We start from the raw sequence: 20,520 nt of genomic DNA on the forward strand, positions 1-20,520 counted from the left end.
TGTGTGCGGTTAGAGGGATTCGTATTTGGCCTGGTACTCGAGCAGGTCCTTGAGCACGGCGTCGGCGTCGACGCCTGCCTTGGCGCACTCTTCCTTCCAGTCGTCCACCAGGGGCTGGCCCAGCTTCCTGAGCTCGGCGTGCTCGGCCGGGGTCAGCTTGTGGACCTCCACCTGGTATTTCTCCCGCGACCAGTTCAGGGAATCGTCGATATGCTGGTCCAGGTACTGGCCGGTCCACTGGGCCTGCTCGCGGCCGAGGTCGTCGAGGACCTCCTTGACGTCGGCGGGCAGGGACTCCCACCTGGCCTTGTTCATGATCACGGCAAAGGGGTAGACCGGCAGGTTGGTGATGGTCTCGTGGCGGCAGATGTCCGCGAAGTTGAAGTCCTTGAGCACGTCGAAGGAGGAGACCAGCCCCTTGACCACGCCCTTTTGCAGGGCTTCGGGGGTCTCGGACATGGGCATGCCCACGCCCTGGGCGCCCAGGCCGCCGAGCACGCGCAGGATGGTGCCCGAGGCGCGCAGCTCCATGCCTCGGAGGTCGGCCAGGGTCTTGACCGGCTCCTTGCTCATGATCTGGGACGGGGCCGAGGTGAACATGGTCAGGACCTTGACGTCCTTGAACTCCTCGGGCCGGTACTTCTGGAAGAGGTCCCACATGGTCAGGCTGGCCGCCTCGGTGGAGGTGAAGGCCACGGGCAGGTTGACCGCGGACATGAGCGGGAACACCCCGGGATAGTAGGCGATGGAGATGCAGCCGATATCGGCCTGCCCGGTCTGCACGCCGCGCAGCATGTTCTTGGCCCCGAGCAGGGTGGAACCGGGGAAGGTCTGGATGTCCAGCGCCCCGCCTGTGCGTTTCTCGACCTCGGTCTTCCAGCGCTCCATCTGGACGCAGGGGAAGGTCTTGGCGGGCGGGAAGTTGGCGTAGGTCACCGTGGTCCCGGCCAGGGCCGAGGCCGCCGCGAGGCAGGTCAGGGCCAGGCTCAGGGCCAGCGCGGTCATCGTTTTTCGCATCACTCTCTCCTTAATAACGCGTATGGTGGGGAACGGCCGCCCGTCCCGCTATTACATGTTCAGGTCGTAGGCCAGGATCAGGGTCTTGCGGTTGCCGTAGCCGTAGCCCGCGAAGGTGTTGACCAGCACGCACAGCTGCTTGTGGCCGTCGTTGTTCAGGTCGGCCAGGGCAATGTCCGAGACCTGCCCTTTGATGCGCCGGGTCTTCCAGGCCAGGTTCATGCCCACCTGGTCGTAGACCATCGAGTGGATTTCGCCCTGGGTGTAGTATTTGTAGTTCTGGAACACCTGGGCCGTGGCCGACAGATCTCGGTTGAGCAGCATCTCGTAGCGGCTTTTCGACGTCAGCGGCGCGGTGATGCCCCGGATGGGAATGTTGTAGGTCACGCCGTGCTCCTCGGTGACCCCGCCGCCCATGCCGACCATCTTGTCGGCGGCCTCGATGACCACGCCGGAGCTGTTGTAGGTCGCGTCGCTCTCGTAGAGCCGTTCGAAGCTCTGGCTGTAGACCACCAGTTTGTGCTTGTTGCCGATGACCACGCACTTGTAGCCCAGGCCGTCGGGCAGATAGGTCAGGTTGTAGACGGTGCCGAAGGGCGGCACCGGAATGGTCTGGCCGAACTCGACCTGGTCGCCCTTGATGAAGGCCTCATAGACGTGGTTGTCGAAGAGATCGCGCTGGCCCTTGTTCTGGGCCACCAGGATGGGCATGTAGGCCGGCGGGATACGCAGGACGCCGAGGAATTTGGTCGCCTTCTGGACCACGTACTTGAATCTGCCGCCCTCGAAGGAGAGGACGCAGGATTGCGGCTCGCCCCGGGGGGCGCGGACCGCGCCCTGTCTCTGGAACCGGTAGCCGCCGATGATGATTTCCGGGAAACCGTCGCGGTTCAGGTCGGCGATCTCGATGCGGACGCTCATGACGTTGGGCGGGAGCTCGAAGGTGTCCAGGTGCTGGAGCTTGCCTTCCTTGAATCGGAAGGCGGAAATGGCCGATTCCCGGAGGATGAAGATTTCGTTGCGGCCGTCGCCGTCACCATCGGCGACGTACATGCCGAAGGAGTAGTAGGGCAGGGTCTGGCTTCTCCAGCGGCCGGTGGTCTCGGTGCCGCCTTCATAGCGGAACTGCGGGTTCAGGGTCGCCTGCAGGGGCTGGCCGTCGCTGGAGAGGAACGGGCTTTCCGTCGGGGCCGCGGCCTGGACCGTGTTCTGCGAGACCTTCTCCTCCTCGACCGTGCCGTAACCCGGACGGTTGAACACGTCGCCCTGCAGGAGCTTGGCCTGGGAATCGAGCCAGCTGGTCATTTCGTCGATGCCCACCTCGCCCTTTTTCTGCCAGGCCTTGCCGTCGGCCGAGACCGCGTCGATGCGCATGTGCGCCTTGCTGCCGAGGATGGAGATCTCGCCGTACATGATGTAATCCACGCCCAGGCTGTTCAGGGCGGTCAGGGCCGCGCCCTTGTCATTGGGCACGCCCACGGACTGCAGGCTCTTGGTGCTGGGCTCGGCGTGGCCGATCCATTCCAGGTCGTTCTCCAGGCTGGCCTGGACGGCCTTGGAAAAGTATTCGTATTTCTGGGGCCCGTTGTAGACGAACGGGAGGACCGCATAGGTCTTGGCTCCCTGGGCCATGGCCGGGACGGCCAGGAGCAGGGCCGCCGCCAGGGCGATCAAGACGGTGATGACGGGTCTTCTTGCCATGTATTCCTCCGGAAGGTAGGTGATAACCTTGCTTTTGTGACATGTATGGACGTGCGGTCCCGCACGGGAGCCCCTTGTACCAGTTTCCGGACCGGATGCAAAGGGCGAAGACAGTTGATGCGGCGTGGGATAACCGCTATTGCCGCCGTCGGCGGACGGGCCGGCCGGCATGGTGACGGTCCGGTGTCCGGGCCGACCAGGGAGAGTAGATGACCCAATTCGGACGCACCTTCAGGCTGGTCTGCGACGAACCGGCCGTTTTGGTGGTGGAAGGGCTGCTTCGCGCGCAGGGATTCGATTTCGGACCCGAGCCGTTCTATGGTTTTGCCCGCAGACTGATTCATGAGCCGTTTCCCCTCGGTGAAAGCCTGGCCGCCCGGTTCGGCCTGATCTACATCCAGGACCGCTCCTCCATGCTGCCGCCGCTGGCCCTCGACCCTCCGGCCGGGGCCGACGTCCTGGACATGTGTTCCGCGCCGGGCAGCAAGACGAGCCTGCTCTCCCGCCTGGTGGGGCCGCAGGGGTTCGTGTTCGCGTCCGAGCCCTCGGCCGACCGGCTGGGCACCCTGCGCGCCAACCTGCGCCGCACCGGCTCGGCCAACGCGGCCACGGCCAAGGCTATGGCCCAGGACCTGCCCTTTGCGGACGGGACCTGGGGCCACATCCAGCTGGACCCGCCGTGCAGCGGCTGGGGCACCGTGGACAAGAACCCCAAGGTCATGGAGGTCTGGTCCGGGTCCAAGACCGCCCCGCTGGTCGCCTTGCAAAAGACGCTCCTGGCCAGGGCGGCGGCCATGCTCAGGCCCGGCGGAACGGTCCTGTACTCCACCTGCACCACCAACATCGAGGAGAACGAGGAGCAGGTGGCCTGGGCCCTGGAGACCCTCGACCTCGATCTGGAGCCCCTTGCCGAGCCCGAGGGGTTCGTCTTCGAGTCCCCGCACATGGCGGGCATGGACGGGGTCCTGCGCGTGGCCGAGGACTCGGACGGCCAGGGGTTCTTCCTGGCGCGGTTCGTGAAAAGGGGCGGCGGGAGCGCAAGCTTGGGCGAGGGCGCGCAAAATGCGGACCTGCCGGGCAACCGGCTGGACCTGGCCGGGATGGTCGGCGGCGACCTGCTCGACCTGAACCGGCTGCCCCCGGGCGAGGTCTACGACTTCGGCGGCAAGGCGTTCTTTCTCCACCAGAGGGCCCTGGACCTGGTGCCCCATGGCCTGCGTTGGCAGGGCTTCCCTCTGGGCAAGGCGGCGGGCAAGGGCGACCGCGCCAAGTTCACCCCCGCGCCCCTGGCCCGGGTCCTGCTTCCCGAGGACCCGTCCCGGGCGGCCTGCGACGTGCTCGACGTGGACGACACTACGCTCCTGGAGCGGTTGTTCACCGGCCAGAGCGTGCCGTTTGGGCAGGGCAGGGGAAGCGTGGGCCTGTATTATCGGGGCCTGCCCGTGGGCTGGCTGGCCCGGAAGGGCGGACGGCTTCTCTGGTCTGCGAAATGATCTTTTGATTTCAGCAAGTTGTATCGCGCAAAAAAAGTATTAAAAAGCATTGATAAAAGAGAGGCGTAAGGGCAGTATGCCGTTCGTCGCTGAATGCGGATCAAGGCTTGGACGAGTGGGCGGCCTCGCCGCCGAAAGAAGTTGACAAGCTGACCCCGCCAAGCTAAAGACTCTCTTCCTGCGGGCGCGTAGCTCAGCTGGGAGAGCATCGGCCTTACAAGCCGAGGGTCACAGGTTCGAGCCCTGTCGCGCCCACCATCTTTGAAATAGAGGGTACGCTTAACACCCTTTATCATACAGTGCGGAGCCGTAGTTAAGCTGGTTATAACGCCGGCCTGTCACGCCGGAGGCCGCGAGTTCGAGTCTCGTCGGCTCCGCCACTAAAGATCAAGCCCTTACAACGCAAGTTGTAAGGGCTTTTTCTGTTGCGCCGCCCCAAAATTCTCGGACACATCAACTGGGTTTATTGATTTTTTGGGTTGTAATCGCAGTGGATTGGACTGTCCGTACTCTCGTGGTCTCCGGTCGGTTGCGTCGGTCCTGGTGGATGTGGACGGCAGGGTATTGTGCTAAACCGGACATAAGTCTTGTTGGCTATGCCTGGGAGCGTTCTTCATCGTATCTTGTCGCTGGAGAATCGGTATAATGCATGCGATATTTTGCATGCTCTCATTTTCTTTTTCTTGTTCATTATGAACGTCGTACCGTTATTCGCCGCCAGGAAGCGATAGGCAGCAAGCGCTGGTGGCTTTCCGGAGTGACGAGCTGGTGGAAGCGGTGCGGGGCATACGGGGTGACAGGTGGAAATGATGATTGCTGATGTAATACAATTCAATGAGTTCCTGGACTCTACAATAGATCCAAAGAATCTGGATGAGGATTTTATTACTTCAAGACAAGTCGAACTGGAAGACATCTCCAAGCATTCCGATGCCGCATATTTGCCTCTTGTTGCCTTGAGCTATGCCAAGTTGCTGGAGTTGACCGTTCTGTTGACTGGAAAATGTGCTGACAATTGCCAAATCGTGGAGTTTGGGGATCTTGTGGTGAATCCTCGGCACATGGACGTGTGCATTCTGAATACCCGCTTGGTACAGGAGGATTACGGCGTTACCGATTGTGTTCCGCTTTGGTTCAAGAGACAAGTGCGTGCGCGTATCGGCAGCCACTATGCTGAAGACCTCGGCAGGATGGTTGTTGATCCAGCTTTATTGGTTCAGTTCCTTGACGAAGGGCTGCTGCTGAGAACGGAAAAAAAGGAAAGACACGGGAGATTGAGCGATCAGTTTCGATATTGCGTTTCAGATGATCCACAGTCAGCCTTTTCAGCATATGTTGAGGAGGGGAAGCAGAATACACATAACCCGGGAAAAGTGCTTGGTTGCGGACGCGCAAGGACCGTGTGTCACCATGTTGCGTCCTGGCTCGCCGACAGCACGGTCTTGAACATCGTTAAAGGCGCCTTGAAAACCGATCTAGTGGCTATACTGCGTGGCGTTATGTCGACTGATTACCTGAATGAAATCGATAAAAAATTTGAAAAGGCATTCAGCTCCATGAACTATGTGAGCATGGCAAGAAAAAATTTCGTTAATTTCCCCTATGATGATGACGTCAACATATCAGAGTGGGCTGAGATCAATAACGCATTGTGCCATTTCAATCTCGATGGTTACGCCGTGATTCAATCAGAATTGGATAAAATCCTTTCCAGTCCGTATTATAGAAGCCATCTTCTGGACGTGTCGTTGTATAATGCACCCTTGTCGCAGGGTTCAAGCAGCCCGCAAGTGGTCAGGAGCATCATGTAATCCGGCATGCCCCAAGCAATCCCGGAACACCGGCTCATTGAATGCAGGAGCCTCGTTGAGCCGCTTCATCCCGGTCGTGCCGGAGGCGCGAGTTCGGGTCTCGCCCGCTCCGCCGCGAAAAAAGAAGGACTGCAAGCAATGAGCTTGCAGTCCTTCTTCTAGGTAGATGGGAGCGTAGGCGGAAAGCCTCTTGGTTGTCCCATGCCGTTCCCAACGCCTTGATGTGGTTCCTTGCTCAATTCAAGCCGGTACTACCACCCTGCAAAACATGCAGGAAACGGACGCGGGGCAGGGCTGTTCTCGCGGCAGCCAAGGTATTGGACACCTCGAACGGCGTTGCCGCGGGGAAGCTTTTGCAAGGGGCCACGGCGGTAGTCATGCCCAAAGCCGGACCAGAGCGGAAAACCCTGCGCTATTTGTCCTTGGCAAAGAAATCCGGGATGAACGGCTTGTCCACCCAGCTTTCGGTCCACGGCGTAACAACATCGATTGTCCCTTTGATGTTCTGGAAATACCAGGCCCCGTCGATCTTTGAGAATGTGTCGTTGAAGGTGCCTGTAAACTTGTAGGCTTCATCTTCACCCGCTTCGTTCTTGAGGGTCTGGAAGTCAAGAATGTAGAAGCTGGCCTTGGCAGTCATGCCGTCCTCGCCGATCTCTATCTCGGAGGGGAAGAAGTAGTGGATCGACCAGGAGATTTGCTTTGCCAGGTTTACGCAGAGACGCTTGATTTCCTCGCGTCCTGTCTGAGCGGCCTGATCTTCGCCGACCTGCCAAGTGGCATCCTCGGCAAACAACGCTGAAATCTGATCGCCGTTGAATCGGTTGTCCAACGCTTCGGCGTATCGCGCCTTTAATGTTTTGATTTCCTCGATATCTTCCAGGCGTTGGAGACGTTCGCGACGCTAAGGGTAGGTTTTGCCATCTTGTATCCTTTGATTTGAGTGTTGGGGGAAATGCCGACCCCGTCGGTAGACAATTCACAATAATAGGCTAATTCGCTGGATGTGTCAGGTGAATGCTGTACTAATCTTTGCCCGGTTTTTTATGGCTGATTCATATAAGAATCGCGTAAAATAATGATCAACTCCATGACCAGTCGTGCCGGAAGCCACGAGTTCGGGTCCCGTCGGCTTCGCCTCTCAAAATCAAGCCCTTGCAACGCGTTGCAAGGGCTTTTTCGTTGTCTCGTCGGCTCCGCCCGGGGTCAGGACTTTTTACTGTTTTGTTCGCAGAGCTGGGCAACGGAGAAGACCGTTTCCCCTTCCACGTCAAAGAAATCGGTTGCGTCCGTCAGCTCCTTGGATCTGGCGGCGAGTTCCCTGGCGGTGCTGGATATCTCCTCGGCGGCGGATGCGTTCTGATGGACCACGTTGCCGAGTTCCATGATCGCCTGGTTGATCTGTCTGGCGTTCTCGTCCTGGATGGCGCTGGCCTCGGCTATTTCCTCCACCAGTTCGGCCGTACGTTGAATTTCGGGTATCATTTCGGCAAGCTGGGTTCCGGCATTGTCGGCCACTTCCACACTTGCCTCGGATATCCGGATTATCTCCTGGGCCGCCAGGCCGCTTTTTTCCGCCAATTTGCGGACTTCGGAAGCCACCACGGCGAAGCCCTTTCCATGCTCCCCGGCGCGGGCCGCCTCGATGGCCGCGTTCAGGGCCAGGAGGTTCGTCTGCCGGGCGATTTCCTCGATAACCTGGATCTTGTCCGCGATTTCCTTGAGCACGCCGAGTCCTTCCACAAGGCTTTTTCCGCTGCGTTCGGCGTGTGCCGCGTTTCTGACGGCTATCTCCTTGGTCGTGGCCGAATTGCCGGCCGTTTTCATGATGTGGTGCGTCATCGCCTCCATGCTGGCTGAGAGTTCCTCCACATTGGCGGCCTGTTGCGCCGCGCCCGTGGCCACGTTGTCGGCGGCGGCCGCCAGCTCGCGGCTTCCCGTGCTGACGTCTCCGGCGGCTCCGGTGACGGTTTTGATCACGCTGCCCAGGCTGGCTATCATCGAGTTGAGGGATTTCCCGACCTTGCCTATTTCATCGTTGGCGGTTTTTTCGATCCCTCCCTTGAAACGGCCTTCGGACATGGCGCCGGTCAGGGAGGTGATCTCCAGCAGGGGGCGCAGCACGGATGAACGCAGTATCCAGGTCACGATCAAGGCTATGACGCCCAGGATCAGGAGGGTCCAGAGAGAAAAGGAGATCGCCGCATTTCGCGAGTCCGCCTTTGAGGCGGCAAGGGAACTGATGATCTCGAAAGCGCCGTGGATCTCGCCTGTTTTCCAGCCTTCCTTGGTCCCTCCGGTCACGTCTTTTTCCCCGGCCGGGTCCCCATGGCAGTACAGGCATTCCTTGGTGAGGCGTATCGCCTTGAAATAGCGGATGTGGTCGTCGTCGATAAGGGTGAGCTCCTCCTTGTTGGCCGCCTTCATCTCGGCCAGGGCCGCGGCCTCCAGCTTGGTCGGGGTGTTGGCCGGGTTGCGCGGCGACTCCTTGGGAACCCGAAAGGCGTAGCCCGCCTTTTCCGCATTCGCCATCGCCATCTTGATGGCGGTGATGACGGGCACCGCGTTGACGACCTGGTCGGCCGGGATCTGGTCGAACGGCTTGATGATGCCCGAGTCGATCTTGTCGCTCATCTCGTTGCGGGCCGCCTCGGCCATCAGGACGATCGCCTTGCTCTGCATGAGCAGGGCCTCTTCGCTCTTGTCGTGTATCGTGTGGATTTGCTGTCCTCCCAGGACGAGGGCGATGATCACCGGCCCTGCGAGTGCGGGGATGATTGTTTTCAATTTCACACTGACGTTGTTGAGCATAAGGACCTGCCATGCTTTTTAGGCTTGTAGTTTTCTGGGGGAGGGACTCGACGACACCATAGCATGGAATGGCGGATATTTTGTAGGGGGGGTGCAAAGCTTAATAATAGTCCAACATACCTGTTCGTATTTGCTGGATTGTTTGTGTTGGCGGAGGGCAAAACGGGCACCCTGCGGGCACATGCGGCGAAAGGTGTTGTCGGCTTTATGCCAAGCCGTTTTAAGGGAGCCGGGAGTTCCGGGCTTTTCTCCCAATGGCTGCGCTCGGCACGCCGGGCCGACATGCCGGAGAGCCAGATGACAAAAAGCGATGCGGTCGAAAAGAAATGGATTGACAACCCATGCAAGTCCGATTAGACAGGCTCTTCCTGCGGGCGAGCAGCTCGCCGGGAAGGGCATCGGCCACAAGCCGAGGGCCGCGGGGGAGAGCCCCCTGTCGCCCGCCATCTTTGAAATAGAGGGTACGCTTAACACCCTTTATCATAATAAGTGCGGAGCCGTAGTTAAGCTGGTTATAACGCCGGCCTGTCACGCCGGAGGCCGCGAGTTCGAGTCTCGTCGGCTCCGCCACTAAAGAACAAGGATCTTAATCAGTTAGGTTAAGATCCTTTTTCTATTTTCTGATCCGAAAAACATCGGACACATTTTTATTTTTAGGTAGTAATCGCGAAGGGTTGGAATGTCCGTTTTGTCGCGGCTTCCGGCTAGATGCACTTATCCTCTCGGATTTGCATGGGAAGTGGGATGGGTCAGGTTTTGAGTATTTAACAGAGCAAATCTGTAACTCTAACTTCCGCCAACACATGGGATGCTTCCCTATTTGGGTGTCATCAGATGATTGGACTCTCAGGTTATGTCAAACATCTCTTCGTCATCCAGAACTACAGTTTGGGGGAAGAGTCTATGAAACTCCTCTTTGTGTTCTGTGTGTATCGGGATAATCCTTTTAGGTTTTGTCTCCGCTACAAATCGTTCGAGGTCCGAACTCGTGATATGTCCGCTGGTATGGATGGCTTTGAACTTGACTCCTGGCAGCTCTTTTAATGCCGCTGCGTACTCGTTGAAAGTCGGCGTGTTTCTATCAAGGTAGCCTGTCCACTGTGAGTAGATAACAGTCGATGACTCCAGGGATTTAATGATGTGGGCCACCCAATAATCTCCGAGTTTGAGAACATACTTTGAAGGGGAATTGTGAAGGTCCTTTTCCCAAAGCTCGTTGTCAGGGTGATAGAGTTCCTGAACAAAGTCGTTGAAATATTCTTTTTGCTGCTTCATTTTTTGATACTGACCAGAAGCAGCTTTGTTGTGGGAAAGAACCCGAACTCCTGACCATTTGAGATCGGGTATATTCTTGGACAGTTTTTGTGCGATCCGCAGAATCCAAGCTGAATAGATGTCCAGGACCAAAACTCTACCGCATTTTTTCGCTGCTCTATAGGCAGTTACCATCCGATCAATGTTTTGAGCTGAACAACTGAGGCAGACAAGGCTCGGTTCATTCTTGATCGCATCAACCATTCCTTCTTCGACAGCGGATTCATTGGCGAACTCGGCGTTGTTTCGACGAACCATTGTTCCTTCCAAGAGCATCGCATCTATACCTTTGGGAAGATGAGAACAGAGGTAGTTAAAAGACCTTGATTTCCTGCCATGCGCTCGGAAGTCGCCACTGTAATAAATGGTTTTGCCGTTTGCTTCGATAAGAAACCCAAAGGATTCGGGAGATGAATGGTCAACCATGTACGGGGTTACAGCGATAACCCCAATACTGATGGTTTTGCCAGCCTCTAAACGGGTTCTTTGTCGGGAAGGAAGTGGTGATTTCCCTGTGAATATTCTCAGGCTTTGCATAAAATCCCACGCGACATCCCCTATGTATATCGGAAGGTCTTTAGGAATATCTTTGATCAATCCATAATGATCCTGATGTCCGTGTGAAATGAGCACAGCCGAATATTCGCCTATGTCATCAGGAAGAGATGTCGGGGAGCCATCCAATGATGAACCTGCATCGACCAAGATACGAGTGAATTCATGAGTTATCTCGACGCAGTTTGCACCGATTTCATTTGTCCCGCGATGAATGGTTATTTGCGCAGCCTGCGGACACGCAGCTGATCGCCCGGGCCATGGCATCGGTTTCCCTGGAAAAATTTTTTTAGCCATGTCGGAGATATAGCAGAAGCCTTCATTGCCGACCAGAGGTCCTAACTTAGTAAGCCAGAAAAAGAAAATGCCTCAGAAGCCATTCGTATTACTTCTAAGGCATTCAGTGAGCCCTAAGATTGGGTACACCTTGTACGTTTGATTTTAAATCAACTGATTTTCCATGGAGAAGGGTAACCCCCACGTGCGGAGTACGTAGCTCCATGAAGCTTTAAGTACTCCTGTAGAGGCTTGTATGGAATGCGTTTTAGTTTGCCAAAATTGGTGTCCTCGTTGAAGCATTTCCCTTCTGATTCTTTCCTTCCATATGTTGTTGTGTCTAGCTCCTCACCTGCTTCAATTTTCGCTTTACCAATTCGACTGAGGATGGCTGGTGTCTCATAGTTTCCAAACCACCGACCTCCACTGTTGAGAAGTCGGTAATCTCGTGCAGCAATGCATTCCGAGACAGGAAATGCACCGACATCAATAATAGTCGGACAATAAAAGCCATCATGTTGAGCGTTCTCCCTGAGTTGGTAGGCTACAACAAGAAGGATGTCCTTTTCTGGGATGACATTTTTAACTGTAACTTTTTGAGTTAACCGTGCTGATGGTTCTCTCCTTGTGGCAGGGACTTTCATTTCAACACCTTCAGGATCAACATAAAGAAGCTTTAGTTCCGCTCTAAATCCTAGATTGTGTTGGTAATCAGGATACCCTTCTCTGTCACCAAGTATCCCGTCATGCTTAGAGAGTCCTACTTTAGCAAAAAGACCATCATCAGGGTAAAGCTTATCAAGTTCTGGGATTGCTACATCCATTAATGTCCCAACTATTGTACCAATTTGTGATGGCTCAAAGGATTTCAGAAGGTCTTTAGGAATGTTCAGTATGTTGATCTGGGCACCGATTAAGGGTGAAAGACAGTTTTTAAATGCCATGATGTCTTCTGAAGAGATGCATGTTGTCACAGTTTTATACCTTCGTTTTGGTAAAATATTTTGACATATCGAGGTTCAACACCTTGAGCAGCTGAAATAATTCCGTAACCGACAATTCTTGCTCATAGTTTTCAATCTTCGCCATGAATGATTGAGACTTCCCCAGGCTTTCAGCAACTTCTTTCTGGGTTAGTCGGAGTTCTTTTCGCCTTCCCTTCAAATCGGAAATGATTTGTATGTATTCAGGACTACTTCGATGCATCGCATAAAAATAGCAAAATGCTGGGGAAAAGAGAATTTATTCGATTTGAGAATTTTTTATCCAAGAAAGACGAACGTCTTGACCTGTGTGTTTGAAGAGGGTAGGTGTCCATAGACAAGGAGGCCCTGCCATGGGAAGTCGTCATTCTTTTGATTCTAACGATGCTAAATCTATAGTGAATAGATTGCAGGAGTTGTTTCTAGCTAACTCGGGCGAAGACCCTTTTGAGGAGTTGTATAAGCTCGTTGTTGCGAAGATATTTCTTGAGACAAATGGAGATATGGATTCAGAGTATCTTGCTCAAGGAGTAAATAACCGAGAGTTTGTGGAGTCTGTTTTACGCAAAGCGAATCACAAATGGCCCAATATAGTTCAAGGTACATGTGAAATAAAAATGACCAATGAACACCTGGATGTGTTTCTGCGAGAAATGCAAGACATTTCTTTTTCTGGGTCAAATTTTGAGATCATCGATAGTTTTTTTGAAAGCATAGTCGCAAGTACTTCGAAGGGGGCCAAGGGGCAGTACTTTACTCCGAGGCATGTTGTTGAGTGCTTGGTTAGGATCATAAATCCTAGACCTGGAGAACTGATTTGTGATCCAGCTTGTGGCTCTGGCGGCTTCTTGATTCATGCTGTAGAGCACCTAAAAAACAAGGCGGACATCTCAGATATTAAAAAGTGTGTGTACGGTTTTGATTTTGACAAAAAGGCTGTCAGCGTATGCAGGGCTTTGATGATTCTTGCTGGTTGTGGGACCACCAATTTTCACCAGATTAATAGCCTATTGAAGCCTTCGGCTGGTCTAATTCCTACCGAGGAGTACTATGGGTATAACATCGAGGATGCATTGAACTCATCAACCAACGGGTTTTCTGGGTTTGATGTGATTATCACTAATCCTCCGTTTGCCGGTGAAATTAAAGAACCTCACATCTTAAACTCTTATTCTCTTGCAAGCAGAAAGAAGCGTGTAGAGCGCGACGCATTATTCTTGGAACGTTGTGTCAACTTGTTGAAGCCAGGCGGACGTATCGCAATTGTTCTTCCTGTGAACAAATTTTCGACTAAGACCTGGGGGTACTTGCGAGAATGGCTTATTCGCAATGTTGAGGTGAAGGCTGTGCTAGGATTGGGCAGAAGTGCCTTTATGCCTTACACCTCGCAAAAGACCAATGTGCTGTTTGCAAAAAAACGACTTAAACCTATTAAGTTCTCTGACGCTTTAAGTGAAGAAGTCCATTTTTTCTTGAGCGAGATGTCAGGCAAAGACAATAAAGGTAATTTTATCATTAAGGCGCAAGATGCTGAGACTCTCTGGGACCGTGTAGACCATGATCTTGCTGATGTTGTGACTATGACTGAAGGGCTTTGGCGTTAAAGGAGATCGAGATGGCAATATCCAACACCGTTTGCGTTTCATCATTAGATTCAACATATATCTTGTCCCCTGAACGCTATGATCCCCGGCGAAGTGTCAACCTATATTCAAAGGTGACTCTGGGTGACATATGCTCCTTAAGGAAGGAATCCTTTAATCCAAAGAAAGCGTCTTCTGACGATATGTGCCTAGTCCTAGACACCAATGATGCGTCTGAAGGTGTCATTTTTACACGTAAAACCTGCGTATCCGGGCCAGAAGTAGGTAGTTCAAAGAAGATCATTCACGCAGGCGATATAATTATATCCCGCCTACGTCCTTACTTGCGTCAAGTTGCATATGTTGATGACGCTTTGTTTCATTTACATGAAGGGAACTACAGAATCATTTGTAGTACAGAGTTTTATGTGTTGGCTCCAAAAGAATCATCAATTGGCTTTTTGGTTCCTTATCTTCTCTCCTCAGTCATTCAGGATTCTCTTCAGGCATCAACAGAAGGTGGACATCATCCACGGTTTTCGGTTGACACCTTACTTAAACTTCCTATTCCCGAAGACCTGCTAGCCATGAGTAATAATCTGTCGGACAGCACCCTACGGCATGTGAATATGTTCAGGGAAGGTGAGCAAGGGTTGTTTAAATTGATACCCGACTTCAGCTAGTCGATAAGCAAAGTCGAGGGCGGTTATCCTGAAATCCCTGTAATTTCAACGTGCTGAGAATCGGACACATTTCTAGGTGAAAATAATGCAAATAATGGGTCAGGTCAACGATCTAACTTGTTAAAGTGCTTGAATCTTTTGTTCAGCTGGCACCCTGTCACGCCGGAGGCCGCGAGTTCGAGTCTCGTCGGCTCCGCCACTAAAGAACAAGGACATCAAGCAATGAGCTTGGTGTCCTTTTTCTTTTTCTGGTTGATCGCCAAACAATCTAGAAAAGCCCTTTGATTTGGTTACGGCCACTATCTTTGTATCATTTCGATAATGTTATCTAGTCGGCGCAGAAGGTCATCGTATGTCATAATATCTATAATATTAGCATATTTTCGCTTGATAATTTCGAAGTCAAACCTTTGATCTGAGTCGAAGTTCTTGTCTCGACCAAGGATTACCATTGCTTTAGGGTTTGTCACTTGAAGCTTAAGATCAACAGGCAATTCGTCTTTTCTCTTTTCATAAATGGTACGCTCTCCTTCCCGGCCCCACTTGTTGAGGTGAAAAAGGTATTTTTCAACCTGCATGACGGAACCACCTAGCTCCATCTTAGGGGTGTAGTTATCCCGATACCTTCTTTTGGAAAGGAGACAATCATCAAAGGGTTGTTTAATTTCAATAACATCTATAGTGCCATTGGCGTCCACTAGAGTTAAGTCTATGTAGCGGTCGGTTGTTTTTGACGGGTTAGAGTAGAAATCCTTAATGTGAAGGTTCTCAAGAACCGCTACGTATTTGGGAAATATCAGAAGTAGGAAACTGACAATTTTTTTTTGCCAATCTCTTTCCTTATATGAATCAGCACTTTTAAGCATCAACTGTAATTCTTCGCGTATGAATACAAACTTTTGAGCTTCATAGTCTTTTATGAATTCGACACGAGGAGAAAGTCTGGATGTGTGTTTATGTTCGAGGTGCTTTTTAAGCTTGAGTTGGGCATCTGTCATTGTCTCAAAATAATCACCAAGAATCCTGCTGATCCTTGCACCTGCGTAATGTGTTAGCTCTGTTGTATTAGGAAAACTCCGTAGCAGGTCTTCAAATGCCTCGTTTGGGATAGCCTTTTCAAGGCTTCCTCCAATGACAATTTGTTCATTCACGAGGCTGTCTATTTTTCGGAATATTGAGATATTCCTGTGGGCAATGAAAGACTTGTGTGTCAGTTTGACTTCAGCGGCGATCAGTAAGTCGTGTTTTAATTCAAGAAAATCTTTGTTGATCCTGAAATATTCTCCTCGCCTTCTCCCCAGTATGAATATGCGGGTGTAGTCACTTGGTGCACCGTCGTGTTGAGTGAAAGTGAATACCCTTTTTAAGTTGACTGCTCCATATTGTTGGATATTCTGGTCAATCCAATCAGCACTAAAATGCCTTTCGCTTTCATACTTAATAAGTAATCTGTTTCTATCTTTGATAATCGTTATCATATTTAACGCTCATAATATCTTTAATGTCTTAGCGGTCAGAAAGGGGTCTAGTCTCTTAGATTACTTCTGTTAGGAGCCAGATAACAGATGGTTGATTGTCAATCTAGCCCTGTTTGTAGAGGCCAGACGGGCTATGTGTTTTATAGTCTAGTGGCTCTGAGGCTATAAGCAATCTTGCTTGGAACAAGTTTATTAATAGTCCTAATAAGGCACAGCGGGACACATGTGCCAAATGTGTATTGTCTTTCTTGTATTGTAATAAATGCTTATATAGAAATGGAGGATACCCCGTCACACCGGAGGCCGCAAGTTCAAGTCTCGTCGGCTCCGCTCTAAAGAACAAGGACCTCAAGCACATTGCTTGAGGTCCTTGTTCTTTGCGTCATTGGTTGTACCCCGCGTGACTCCCCGATGATCTTTATGCTGGGCGTTCCACAGAGTTTGGGCAGCCATGAGCTGCAACTTTTGCACCTCCAGCCGCGATTGAATTTCCCCCAAGACATCAGCCGGTTGTCCCTCTGAGGCTTGTCCAAGGCAACTTTTGTAGCCAGCCATGATTGACATGGGTTTTGCCCTGGGGTAGAAATTTCTAAATACAAACGTCGTCCGACAATGCCGGACGAGAGGTGTCGATGACCGAAGGCAGAATTATCCAGTCCGTGGCGCGGGCATTGAATATCCTGGAATTGTTCGAGAATTCCACGGATCTCAGTGTGACGGAAATCGCCAGCCATCTTGACTTGAGCAAGAGCACGGCCTTCGGGTTGATCAACACCCTGGCGCATAAGGGGTATCTGGAACAGAATCCCCGGGATTCGCGCTACAGGCTCGGCCTCAAGCTCCTCCGGCTGGGCGGGGCGGTTCAACGGCACAACGTCATCGTCAACCGCGCCAAGCCGTTCATGGAAAAACTCGTGGAGGAGTTTTCCGAGACCGTTCACCTGACCGTCGAGAGAAACGGCATGGTGGTCTACATCGAGAAGATCGAGGGCGACAGGGCCATCTTCATGCAGTCGGCCATCGGCGCGGAAAACCCGATGTACTGCACCGCTGTAGGCAAATGCCTGCTCGCGTACATGCCCGAGGCAAAGGCGGAGCGGCTGATCCGGAGGATGCAGCCCATGGTCAGGCGCGGCCCGAACACCATTACCGATGTAGCGGAACTGAGGCAGGAGCTGCAGGCCATTCGCGAGCGCGGCGTCAGCATCGACGACGAGGAGCACGTGCCCGGACTGATGTGCATTGCCGCCCCGGTTCGGGATCACGACGGGGAAGTGGTGGCGGCCATCAGCATCTCCGGGGCCAAGTCCGGGATTTCGTCCAAGCTGGTCGCCCGGATATCGGAAGGGGTCGCCAGGGCGGCACAGCAGATCAGCGCCGTGCTGTGATTTTTTTTCGCATTCCATGCGAACGATGTGCGACATTATCGCACAATTGAAATGGGAAGATGTCGGTCTCCCGCGGCGATGAGGCCGGTTGCCCGCCAGGGGCCTGTCGCTGATGCCGGATTTGTGGACTGATCCGGATACGTCGGCGAAAAGGCTGGCCGGTGCGGTGGGGATGGGCGAAGTCGGTTCGCGTGGTCATGTCGGGCCTCTGTTGCGGTAGAGCAAGAGAACGCTGTGCGGCAATAGCGGACAATCGCGCCGACGATGTTGAAAGACCAACTGGGCTCGGGTTGCGAAGGGGGGAACCCCCTCGGCAGCGGACCTGGCATGGCTTGGCATACCCCCAGGGCGACGCATTTAATGCCTGTTCGGGGGGAGGATTTTCATTCCGCGTGTGAATGGCGTGCGGGATAGTCGCACGAGTGGTTGCGGTTCCAGTGCGGGCAGCTTGCTGACAGGGAACGGTCAGACGAGGGTTGAAACAGCCGTCCGCAATTGCTTGGGAGGGAGTAACAGCTTAATGATGGAGGTTGATCGTTGCAAATGCTTATAACCGTCCCCGGGCGAATGGCATTCGCGGGGGCGGGGGACGAATGAGGTGGACGCCAGCCGCTTGCCGATCCGGCGGCTGCTGGCCGGGCTCTCTCCCTCGGGAGCCGGTGGTATTCTAACTGTCACGCTGGAAGGAAAACGCCCTTGTCCTTTGTCTTTGAGCAGGCGGAAGAATGATGACCCGTTGGTTGTGGTCATTGTGGAATCCCGTCCGCCGGAGCCGAAAATGGGGTAAAGGACCGGGCCGGAAAAAAGCGGAGGGCTGTTGCCGCCGCGGCCACGGCATCGCTGGATGGAACGTGATTCATTCCAGGGGTGCCGGGAAGTGTCGAGAAGAAATTGAACAATAATGAATCGCTGGAATACGGAAAATGGGATGGAAGCCGGACAAGGCCTCACCGTTTCCGGATGCTCCCGGCATAAATAAACGAGAATACAATGACTCCAGTACTTTTTTTGGTTTGCCTCGCGATAGCCATCGCCTTCCTGATGCTGATGATCATGAAGGTCAAGATGCACCCCGTCCTCGCGCTGTTCCTGACGAGCCTCGGACTGGGCCTGGTCTTCGGCAACAGTCTCATTGAGACCGTCAACCTGATCAATACCGGTTTCGGCGGGACCCTCAAGGGCATCGGCGTGACCATCATCCTGGGTTCGATCCTGGCCATGGGCATTCAGGATACCGGCGCGGCCACATCCATCTGCAACTTCTTCACGCGCCTGTTCCGCGGTCGGGCGCTCGAGCTCGCCCCGGCGCTGACGGCGTTCATCGTGTCCATCCCGGTGTTCGGCGACATCACCATGGTCCTGACCGCCCCGATCGCCTCCATCCTGTCCAAGCGCAAAAAGATCTCCATGTCCTCCATGTCCGCCTTCATCGGCATGGGTTTGGGGCTGACCCACGGCCTGGTGCCGCCCACTCCCGGCATCCTGGCCATCGCCCTGATGTACGGCGCCGACCTCGGGCTGACCATCTTCTGGGGAACGCTCATCGCCTTTGTCGCCTTCATCGGCACCTGGCTGGTCCTGCGCAAGTGGGCGGCCAAGGAATGGATCGACCCCCGGGAGGACTTCGTGGAAGGTGTCGAGCCCGCCAAATCCGAAGCGGTCGAGGACATCATCATTCACGAGAAGGGACTGCCCAACGCCCTGATGGCCCTGCTTCCCGTCCTGATCCCGGTCGTGCTCATCACCTTCGCGTCCTTCGCCAAGGTCTACATGAAGGACGGCGGCGCTACCCTGACCTTCTTCACCTCGGTGGGCGACAGGGTCATGGCCCTGCTGCTGGGCGTCGTGTTCACCATCGTTCTCGGCTATGTCAAGGCCGAGAAGGTCAAGGCCCACCACCTGCGCACCGCGGGCGACGACGGCGCGAGCCTCCGGCAGATCATCTTCGGCACCTGGGTGGGACGCGGCCTGGTGGTCGCCCTGCTGCCCCTGCTCATCACCGCCATGGGCGGCGCCATGGGCGGCATGCTCAAGAGCGTGCCCGTGGTCAAGGAACTCGGCGCCATGGTCGCCGGGACGAGCCTGCTCCCGATCATGATTCCCTTCCTCACGGCCTCCATCCTGATGACGGCCGTGGGCTCCATGACCACCGCCGGCCTGACCGCCGCGGCCATCATCCTGCCCATGCTCGATTCCCTGGGCCTCTCCCCGGTCGCCGCCACCCTGTCCATCGGCTGCGGCACGATGATCTTCAGCCACCTGAACGACAGCGGCTTCTGGATCATGACCCAGTTCTTCAACCTGAACACGACGCAGGGCTTGAAGTACCTGACCGTTCCCCGCGCCGTCAGCGGCGTGATCGGTTTCATCACGCTGGCGATCCTGGTGTCCATGGGACTGATCTAACAGGTCCCCGGAATATGAAAACGACGATTCGCCCGGTCATTTGAACGGGACGGGTTTTAACGAGCCGGGAATCCGGCTCATAAGAAAAGCACAACTAAGGAGCTACAAATGTCTTTAGATTCTATCAAGGGAGTCATCCCCCCGGTTATCACCGTCATGAATGAAAAAGGTGAGTTCGACAGTGACGGGATGGGAGCCCACATAGACAGGCTGCTCGAAAGCGACGTCAACGCGCTGCTTTTCCTGGGCAGCGCGGGAGAATTCTCCCAGCTGACGGCCGCCACGCGGAAGCGGGTCGCGGAGTTCTGCGTGAAACGGGTGGCCGGGCGCAAGCCGGTCATCATCGGCACCGGCGCCTGCGGCACGGCGGAAGTGGTCGAGCTGAGCCAGCATGCGCAGTCCATCGGGGCCGATGCGGTGATCGTGGTCAACCCCTACTACCAGTGCATGAGCGACGATCGGCTGTACCGGCACTACCGGACCATCTCGGAGAGCATCTCGATCCCGGTGCTGATGTACAACTTCCCCGCGCTGACCGGCCAGGACCTGTCGCCCGCGCTGGTGACGCGCATCGCCAAGGACTGCCCGAACGTGATCGGCATCAAGGATACCGTGGACTGCATCAGCCATATCCGGGACCTGATCCTTCAGGCCAAGGGCGCCCGGCCCGATTTCAAGGTCGTCTGCGGGTATGACGAGTACCTGTTCTCGACCCTGGCCATGGGCGGCGACGGCGGCATCATCGGAACGTCGAACTTCGCGCCGCAAATCACCTGCGGCATCTACAAGGCGTTCCAGGAGAAGGACATGACGGCGCTCACGGAACTGCTCCCGCGCCTGGGCATCCTTTCCCAGATGTACGCGCTGGACGTTCCGTTCTATTGGTTGCTGAAGGAAGCCGCCCGGGCCACCGGGTCGGACATCCCCACCGGCGTCGCCGCCCCGGCCAGCGTGCCCGGCGAGGACGTCCAAAAGCGCCTCGCGGAAATTCTCGCCCAGGCGGGTCTCTAGGGAGAGCGTT

General features: G+C 54.5%; 16 protein-coding genes and 3 tRNA genes. 11 read left to right on the plus strand and 8 right to left on the minus strand.

Translation table 11 applies throughout. The features are described 5' to 3' along the window. Positions 1–9: 9 nt before the first annotated feature. Both BerOc1_RS12300 and BerOc1_RS12305 read right to left on the minus strand, forming a co-directional pair. The gene (locus BerOc1_RS12300) at positions 10–1,017 is read right to left on the minus strand and encodes a TRAP transporter substrate-binding protein (RefSeq protein WP_071545975.1); all 1,008 of its coding nucleotides are present in this window, start codon (positions 1,015–1,017) and stop codon (positions 10–12) included. A 51-nt stretch (positions 1,018–1,068) separates the two neighbouring features. Beyond that, positions 1,069–2,718, minus strand: a complete 1,650-nt coding sequence (locus BerOc1_RS12305) for an FG-GAP repeat domain-containing protein (RefSeq protein WP_071545976.1) — start codon at positions 2,716–2,718, stop codon at positions 1,069–1,071. A gap of 209 nt (positions 2,719–2,927) precedes the next feature. Between BerOc1_RS12305 and BerOc1_RS12310 the strand changes: the two genes are divergently transcribed. The 4 genes from BerOc1_RS12310 to BerOc1_RS12325 all read left to right on the plus strand — a co-directional run bounded on the left by BerOc1_RS12310 (position 2,928) and on the right by BerOc1_RS12325 (position 6,022). Next, positions 2,928–4,211, plus strand: a complete 1,284-nt coding sequence (locus BerOc1_RS12310; RefSeq protein WP_071545977.1) for an RsmB/NOP family class I SAM-dependent RNA methyltransferase — start codon at positions 2,928–2,930, stop codon at positions 4,209–4,211. Positions 4,212–4,393: 182 nt separating this feature from the next. Next, a tRNA-Val gene (locus BerOc1_RS12315) sits at positions 4,394–4,469 on the plus strand. A gap of 45 nt (positions 4,470–4,514) precedes the next feature. Continuing rightward, positions 4,515–4,591 (plus strand) — tRNA-Asp (locus BerOc1_RS12320). A gap of 426 nt (positions 4,592–5,017) precedes the next feature. Next, entirely contained in the window at positions 5,018–6,022 is a 1,005-nt protein-coding gene (locus BerOc1_RS12325) for a hypothetical protein (RefSeq protein WP_242652977.1), read from the plus strand. A 412-nt stretch (positions 6,023–6,434) separates the two neighbouring features. On the opposite strand, the gene BerOc1_RS12330 is transcribed toward BerOc1_RS12325, so the two are convergent. Further along, on the minus strand, positions 6,435–6,905 hold the full coding sequence (locus tag BerOc1_RS12330; protein ID WP_071545979.1) for a nuclear transport factor 2 family protein: 471 nt from the start codon (positions 6,903–6,905) through the stop codon (positions 6,435–6,437). 323 nt (positions 6,906–7,228) lie between these two features. Next, positions 7,229–8,776 (minus strand): methyl-accepting chemotaxis protein, encoded by a 1,548-nt coding sequence (locus tag BerOc1_RS12335; RefSeq protein ID WP_242652981.1) that lies wholly within the window; start codon positions 8,774–8,776, stop codon positions 7,229–7,231. A gap of 120 nt (positions 8,777–8,896) precedes the next feature. Between BerOc1_RS12335 and BerOc1_RS18895 the strand changes: the two genes are divergently transcribed. Both BerOc1_RS18895 and BerOc1_RS12340 read left to right on the plus strand, forming a co-directional pair. After that, complete coding sequence (locus BerOc1_RS18895; RefSeq protein ID WP_129586533.1) at positions 8,897–9,190, plus strand: hypothetical protein; 294 nt, start codon at positions 8,897–8,899, stop codon at positions 9,188–9,190. 136 nt (positions 9,191–9,326) lie between these two features. Beyond that, positions 9,327–9,403, plus strand: a tRNA-Asp gene (locus tag BerOc1_RS12340). Positions 9,404–9,679: 276 nt separating this feature from the next. On the opposite strand, the gene BerOc1_RS12345 is transcribed toward BerOc1_RS12340, so the two are convergent. The 3 genes from BerOc1_RS12345 to BerOc1_RS19515 form a co-directional block, all read right to left on the minus strand. Next, the gene (locus tag BerOc1_RS12345) at positions 9,680–10,999 is read right to left on the minus strand and encodes an MBL fold metallo-hydrolase (protein ID WP_084641476.1); all 1,320 of its coding nucleotides are present in this window, start codon (positions 10,997–10,999) and stop codon (positions 9,680–9,682) included. Positions 11,000–11,148: 149 nt separating this feature from the next. After that, on the minus strand, positions 11,149–11,922 hold the full coding sequence (locus BerOc1_RS18900; RefSeq protein WP_129586534.1) for a hypothetical protein: 774 nt from the start codon (positions 11,920–11,922) through the stop codon (positions 11,149–11,151). A gap of 34 nt (positions 11,923–11,956) precedes the next feature. Next, a complete protein-coding gene (locus BerOc1_RS19515; RefSeq protein ID WP_071545982.1) occupies positions 11,957–12,184 on the minus strand; it encodes a helix-turn-helix domain-containing protein in 228 nt (75 codons plus the stop codon). A 130-nt stretch (positions 12,185–12,314) separates the two neighbouring features. Here BerOc1_RS19515 and BerOc1_RS12355 point away from each other — a divergent pair, with 130 nt between their 5' ends. Both BerOc1_RS12355 and BerOc1_RS12360 read left to right on the plus strand, forming a co-directional pair. Then, positions 12,315–13,565 (plus strand): HsdM family class I SAM-dependent methyltransferase, encoded by a 1,251-nt coding sequence (locus tag BerOc1_RS12355; protein ID WP_071545983.1) that lies wholly within the window; start codon positions 12,315–12,317, stop codon positions 13,563–13,565. Between the two features lie 11 nt (positions 13,566–13,576). Continuing rightward, the gene (locus BerOc1_RS12360; protein ID WP_071545984.1) at positions 13,577–14,227 is read left to right on the plus strand and encodes a restriction endonuclease subunit S; all 651 of its coding nucleotides are present in this window, start codon (positions 13,577–13,579) and stop codon (positions 14,225–14,227) included. 299 nt (positions 14,228–14,526) lie between these two features. Here BerOc1_RS12360 and BerOc1_RS12365 read toward each other — a convergent pair whose 3' ends face one another. Further along, positions 14,527–15,705: a Shedu immune nuclease family protein gene (locus BerOc1_RS12365; protein WP_071545985.1), complete on the minus strand. Its 1,179-nt coding sequence runs from the start codon at positions 15,703–15,705 to the stop codon at positions 14,527–14,529. A 632-nt stretch (positions 15,706–16,337) separates the two neighbouring features. Between BerOc1_RS12365 and BerOc1_RS12370 the strand changes: the two genes are divergently transcribed. From BerOc1_RS12370 to BerOc1_RS12380, 3 genes are all read left to right on the plus strand, one after another. Then, positions 16,338–17,093, plus strand: coding sequence for an IclR family transcriptional regulator (locus BerOc1_RS12370; RefSeq protein ID WP_071545986.1), 756 nt, complete (start codon positions 16,338–16,340; stop codon positions 17,091–17,093). Between the two features lie 990 nt (positions 17,094–18,083). Continuing rightward, positions 18,084–19,499 (plus strand): GntP family permease, encoded by a 1,416-nt coding sequence (locus tag BerOc1_RS12375; RefSeq protein WP_071545987.1) that lies wholly within the window; start codon positions 18,084–18,086, stop codon positions 19,497–19,499. Positions 19,500–19,607: 108 nt separating this feature from the next. Continuing rightward, complete coding sequence (locus tag BerOc1_RS12380; RefSeq protein ID WP_071545988.1) at positions 19,608–20,510, plus strand: dihydrodipicolinate synthase family protein; 903 nt, start codon at positions 19,608–19,610, stop codon at positions 20,508–20,510. The last annotated feature ends 10 nt before the right edge of the window (positions 20,511–20,520 follow it).

This window comes from Pseudodesulfovibrio hydrargyri (assembly GCF_001874525.1).
Taxonomy (GTDB): domain Bacteria; phylum Desulfobacterota; class Desulfovibrionia; order Desulfovibrionales; family Desulfovibrionaceae; genus Pseudodesulfovibrio; species Pseudodesulfovibrio hydrargyri.

Coding starts and splice junctions, on each gene's coding strand:
- BerOc1_RS12305 (WP_071545976.1), bottom strand. CDS start 2,718: ATGGCAAGAAGACCCGTCATCACCGTCTTGATCGCCCTGGCGGCGGCC.
- BerOc1_RS18895 (WP_129586533.1), top strand. CDS start 8,897: ATGGAATGGCGGATATTTTGTAGGGGGGGTGCAAAGCTTAATAATAGT.
- BerOc1_RS12370 (WP_071545986.1), top strand. CDS start 16,338: ATGACCGAAGGCAGAATTATCCAGTCCGTGGCGCGGGCATTGAATATC.
- BerOc1_RS12325 (WP_242652977.1), top strand. CDS start 5,018: ATGATGATTGCTGATGTAATACAATTCAATGAGTTCCTGGACTCTACA.
- BerOc1_RS12375 (WP_071545987.1), top strand. CDS start 18,084: ATGACTCCAGTACTTTTTTTGGTTTGCCTCGCGATAGCCATCGCCTTC.
- BerOc1_RS12310 (WP_071545977.1), top strand. CDS start 2,928: ATGACCCAATTCGGACGCACCTTCAGGCTGGTCTGCGACGAACCGGCC.
- BerOc1_RS12300 (WP_071545975.1), bottom strand. CDS start 1,017: ATGCGAAAAACGATGACCGCGCTGGCCCTGAGCCTGGCCCTGACCTGC.
- BerOc1_RS12365 (WP_071545985.1), bottom strand. CDS start 15,705: ATGATAACGATTATCAAAGATAGAAACAGATTACTTATTAAGTATGAA.
- BerOc1_RS19515 (WP_071545982.1), bottom strand. CDS start 12,184: ATGCATCGAAGTAGTCCTGAATACATACAAATCATTTCCGATTTGAAG.
- BerOc1_RS12345 (WP_084641476.1), bottom strand. CDS start 10,999: ATGGCTAAAAAAATTTTTCCAGGGAAACCGATGCCATGGCCCGGGCGA.
- BerOc1_RS18900 (WP_129586534.1), bottom strand. CDS start 11,922: ATGGCATTTAAAAACTGTCTTTCACCCTTAATCGGTGCCCAGATCAAC.
- BerOc1_RS12360 (WP_071545984.1), top strand. CDS start 13,577: ATGGCAATATCCAACACCGTTTGCGTTTCATCATTAGATTCAACATAT.
- BerOc1_RS12355 (WP_071545983.1), top strand. CDS start 12,315: ATGGGAAGTCGTCATTCTTTTGATTCTAACGATGCTAAATCTATAGTG.
- BerOc1_RS12380 (WP_071545988.1), top strand. CDS start 19,608: ATGTCTTTAGATTCTATCAAGGGAGTCATCCCCCCGGTTATCACCGTC.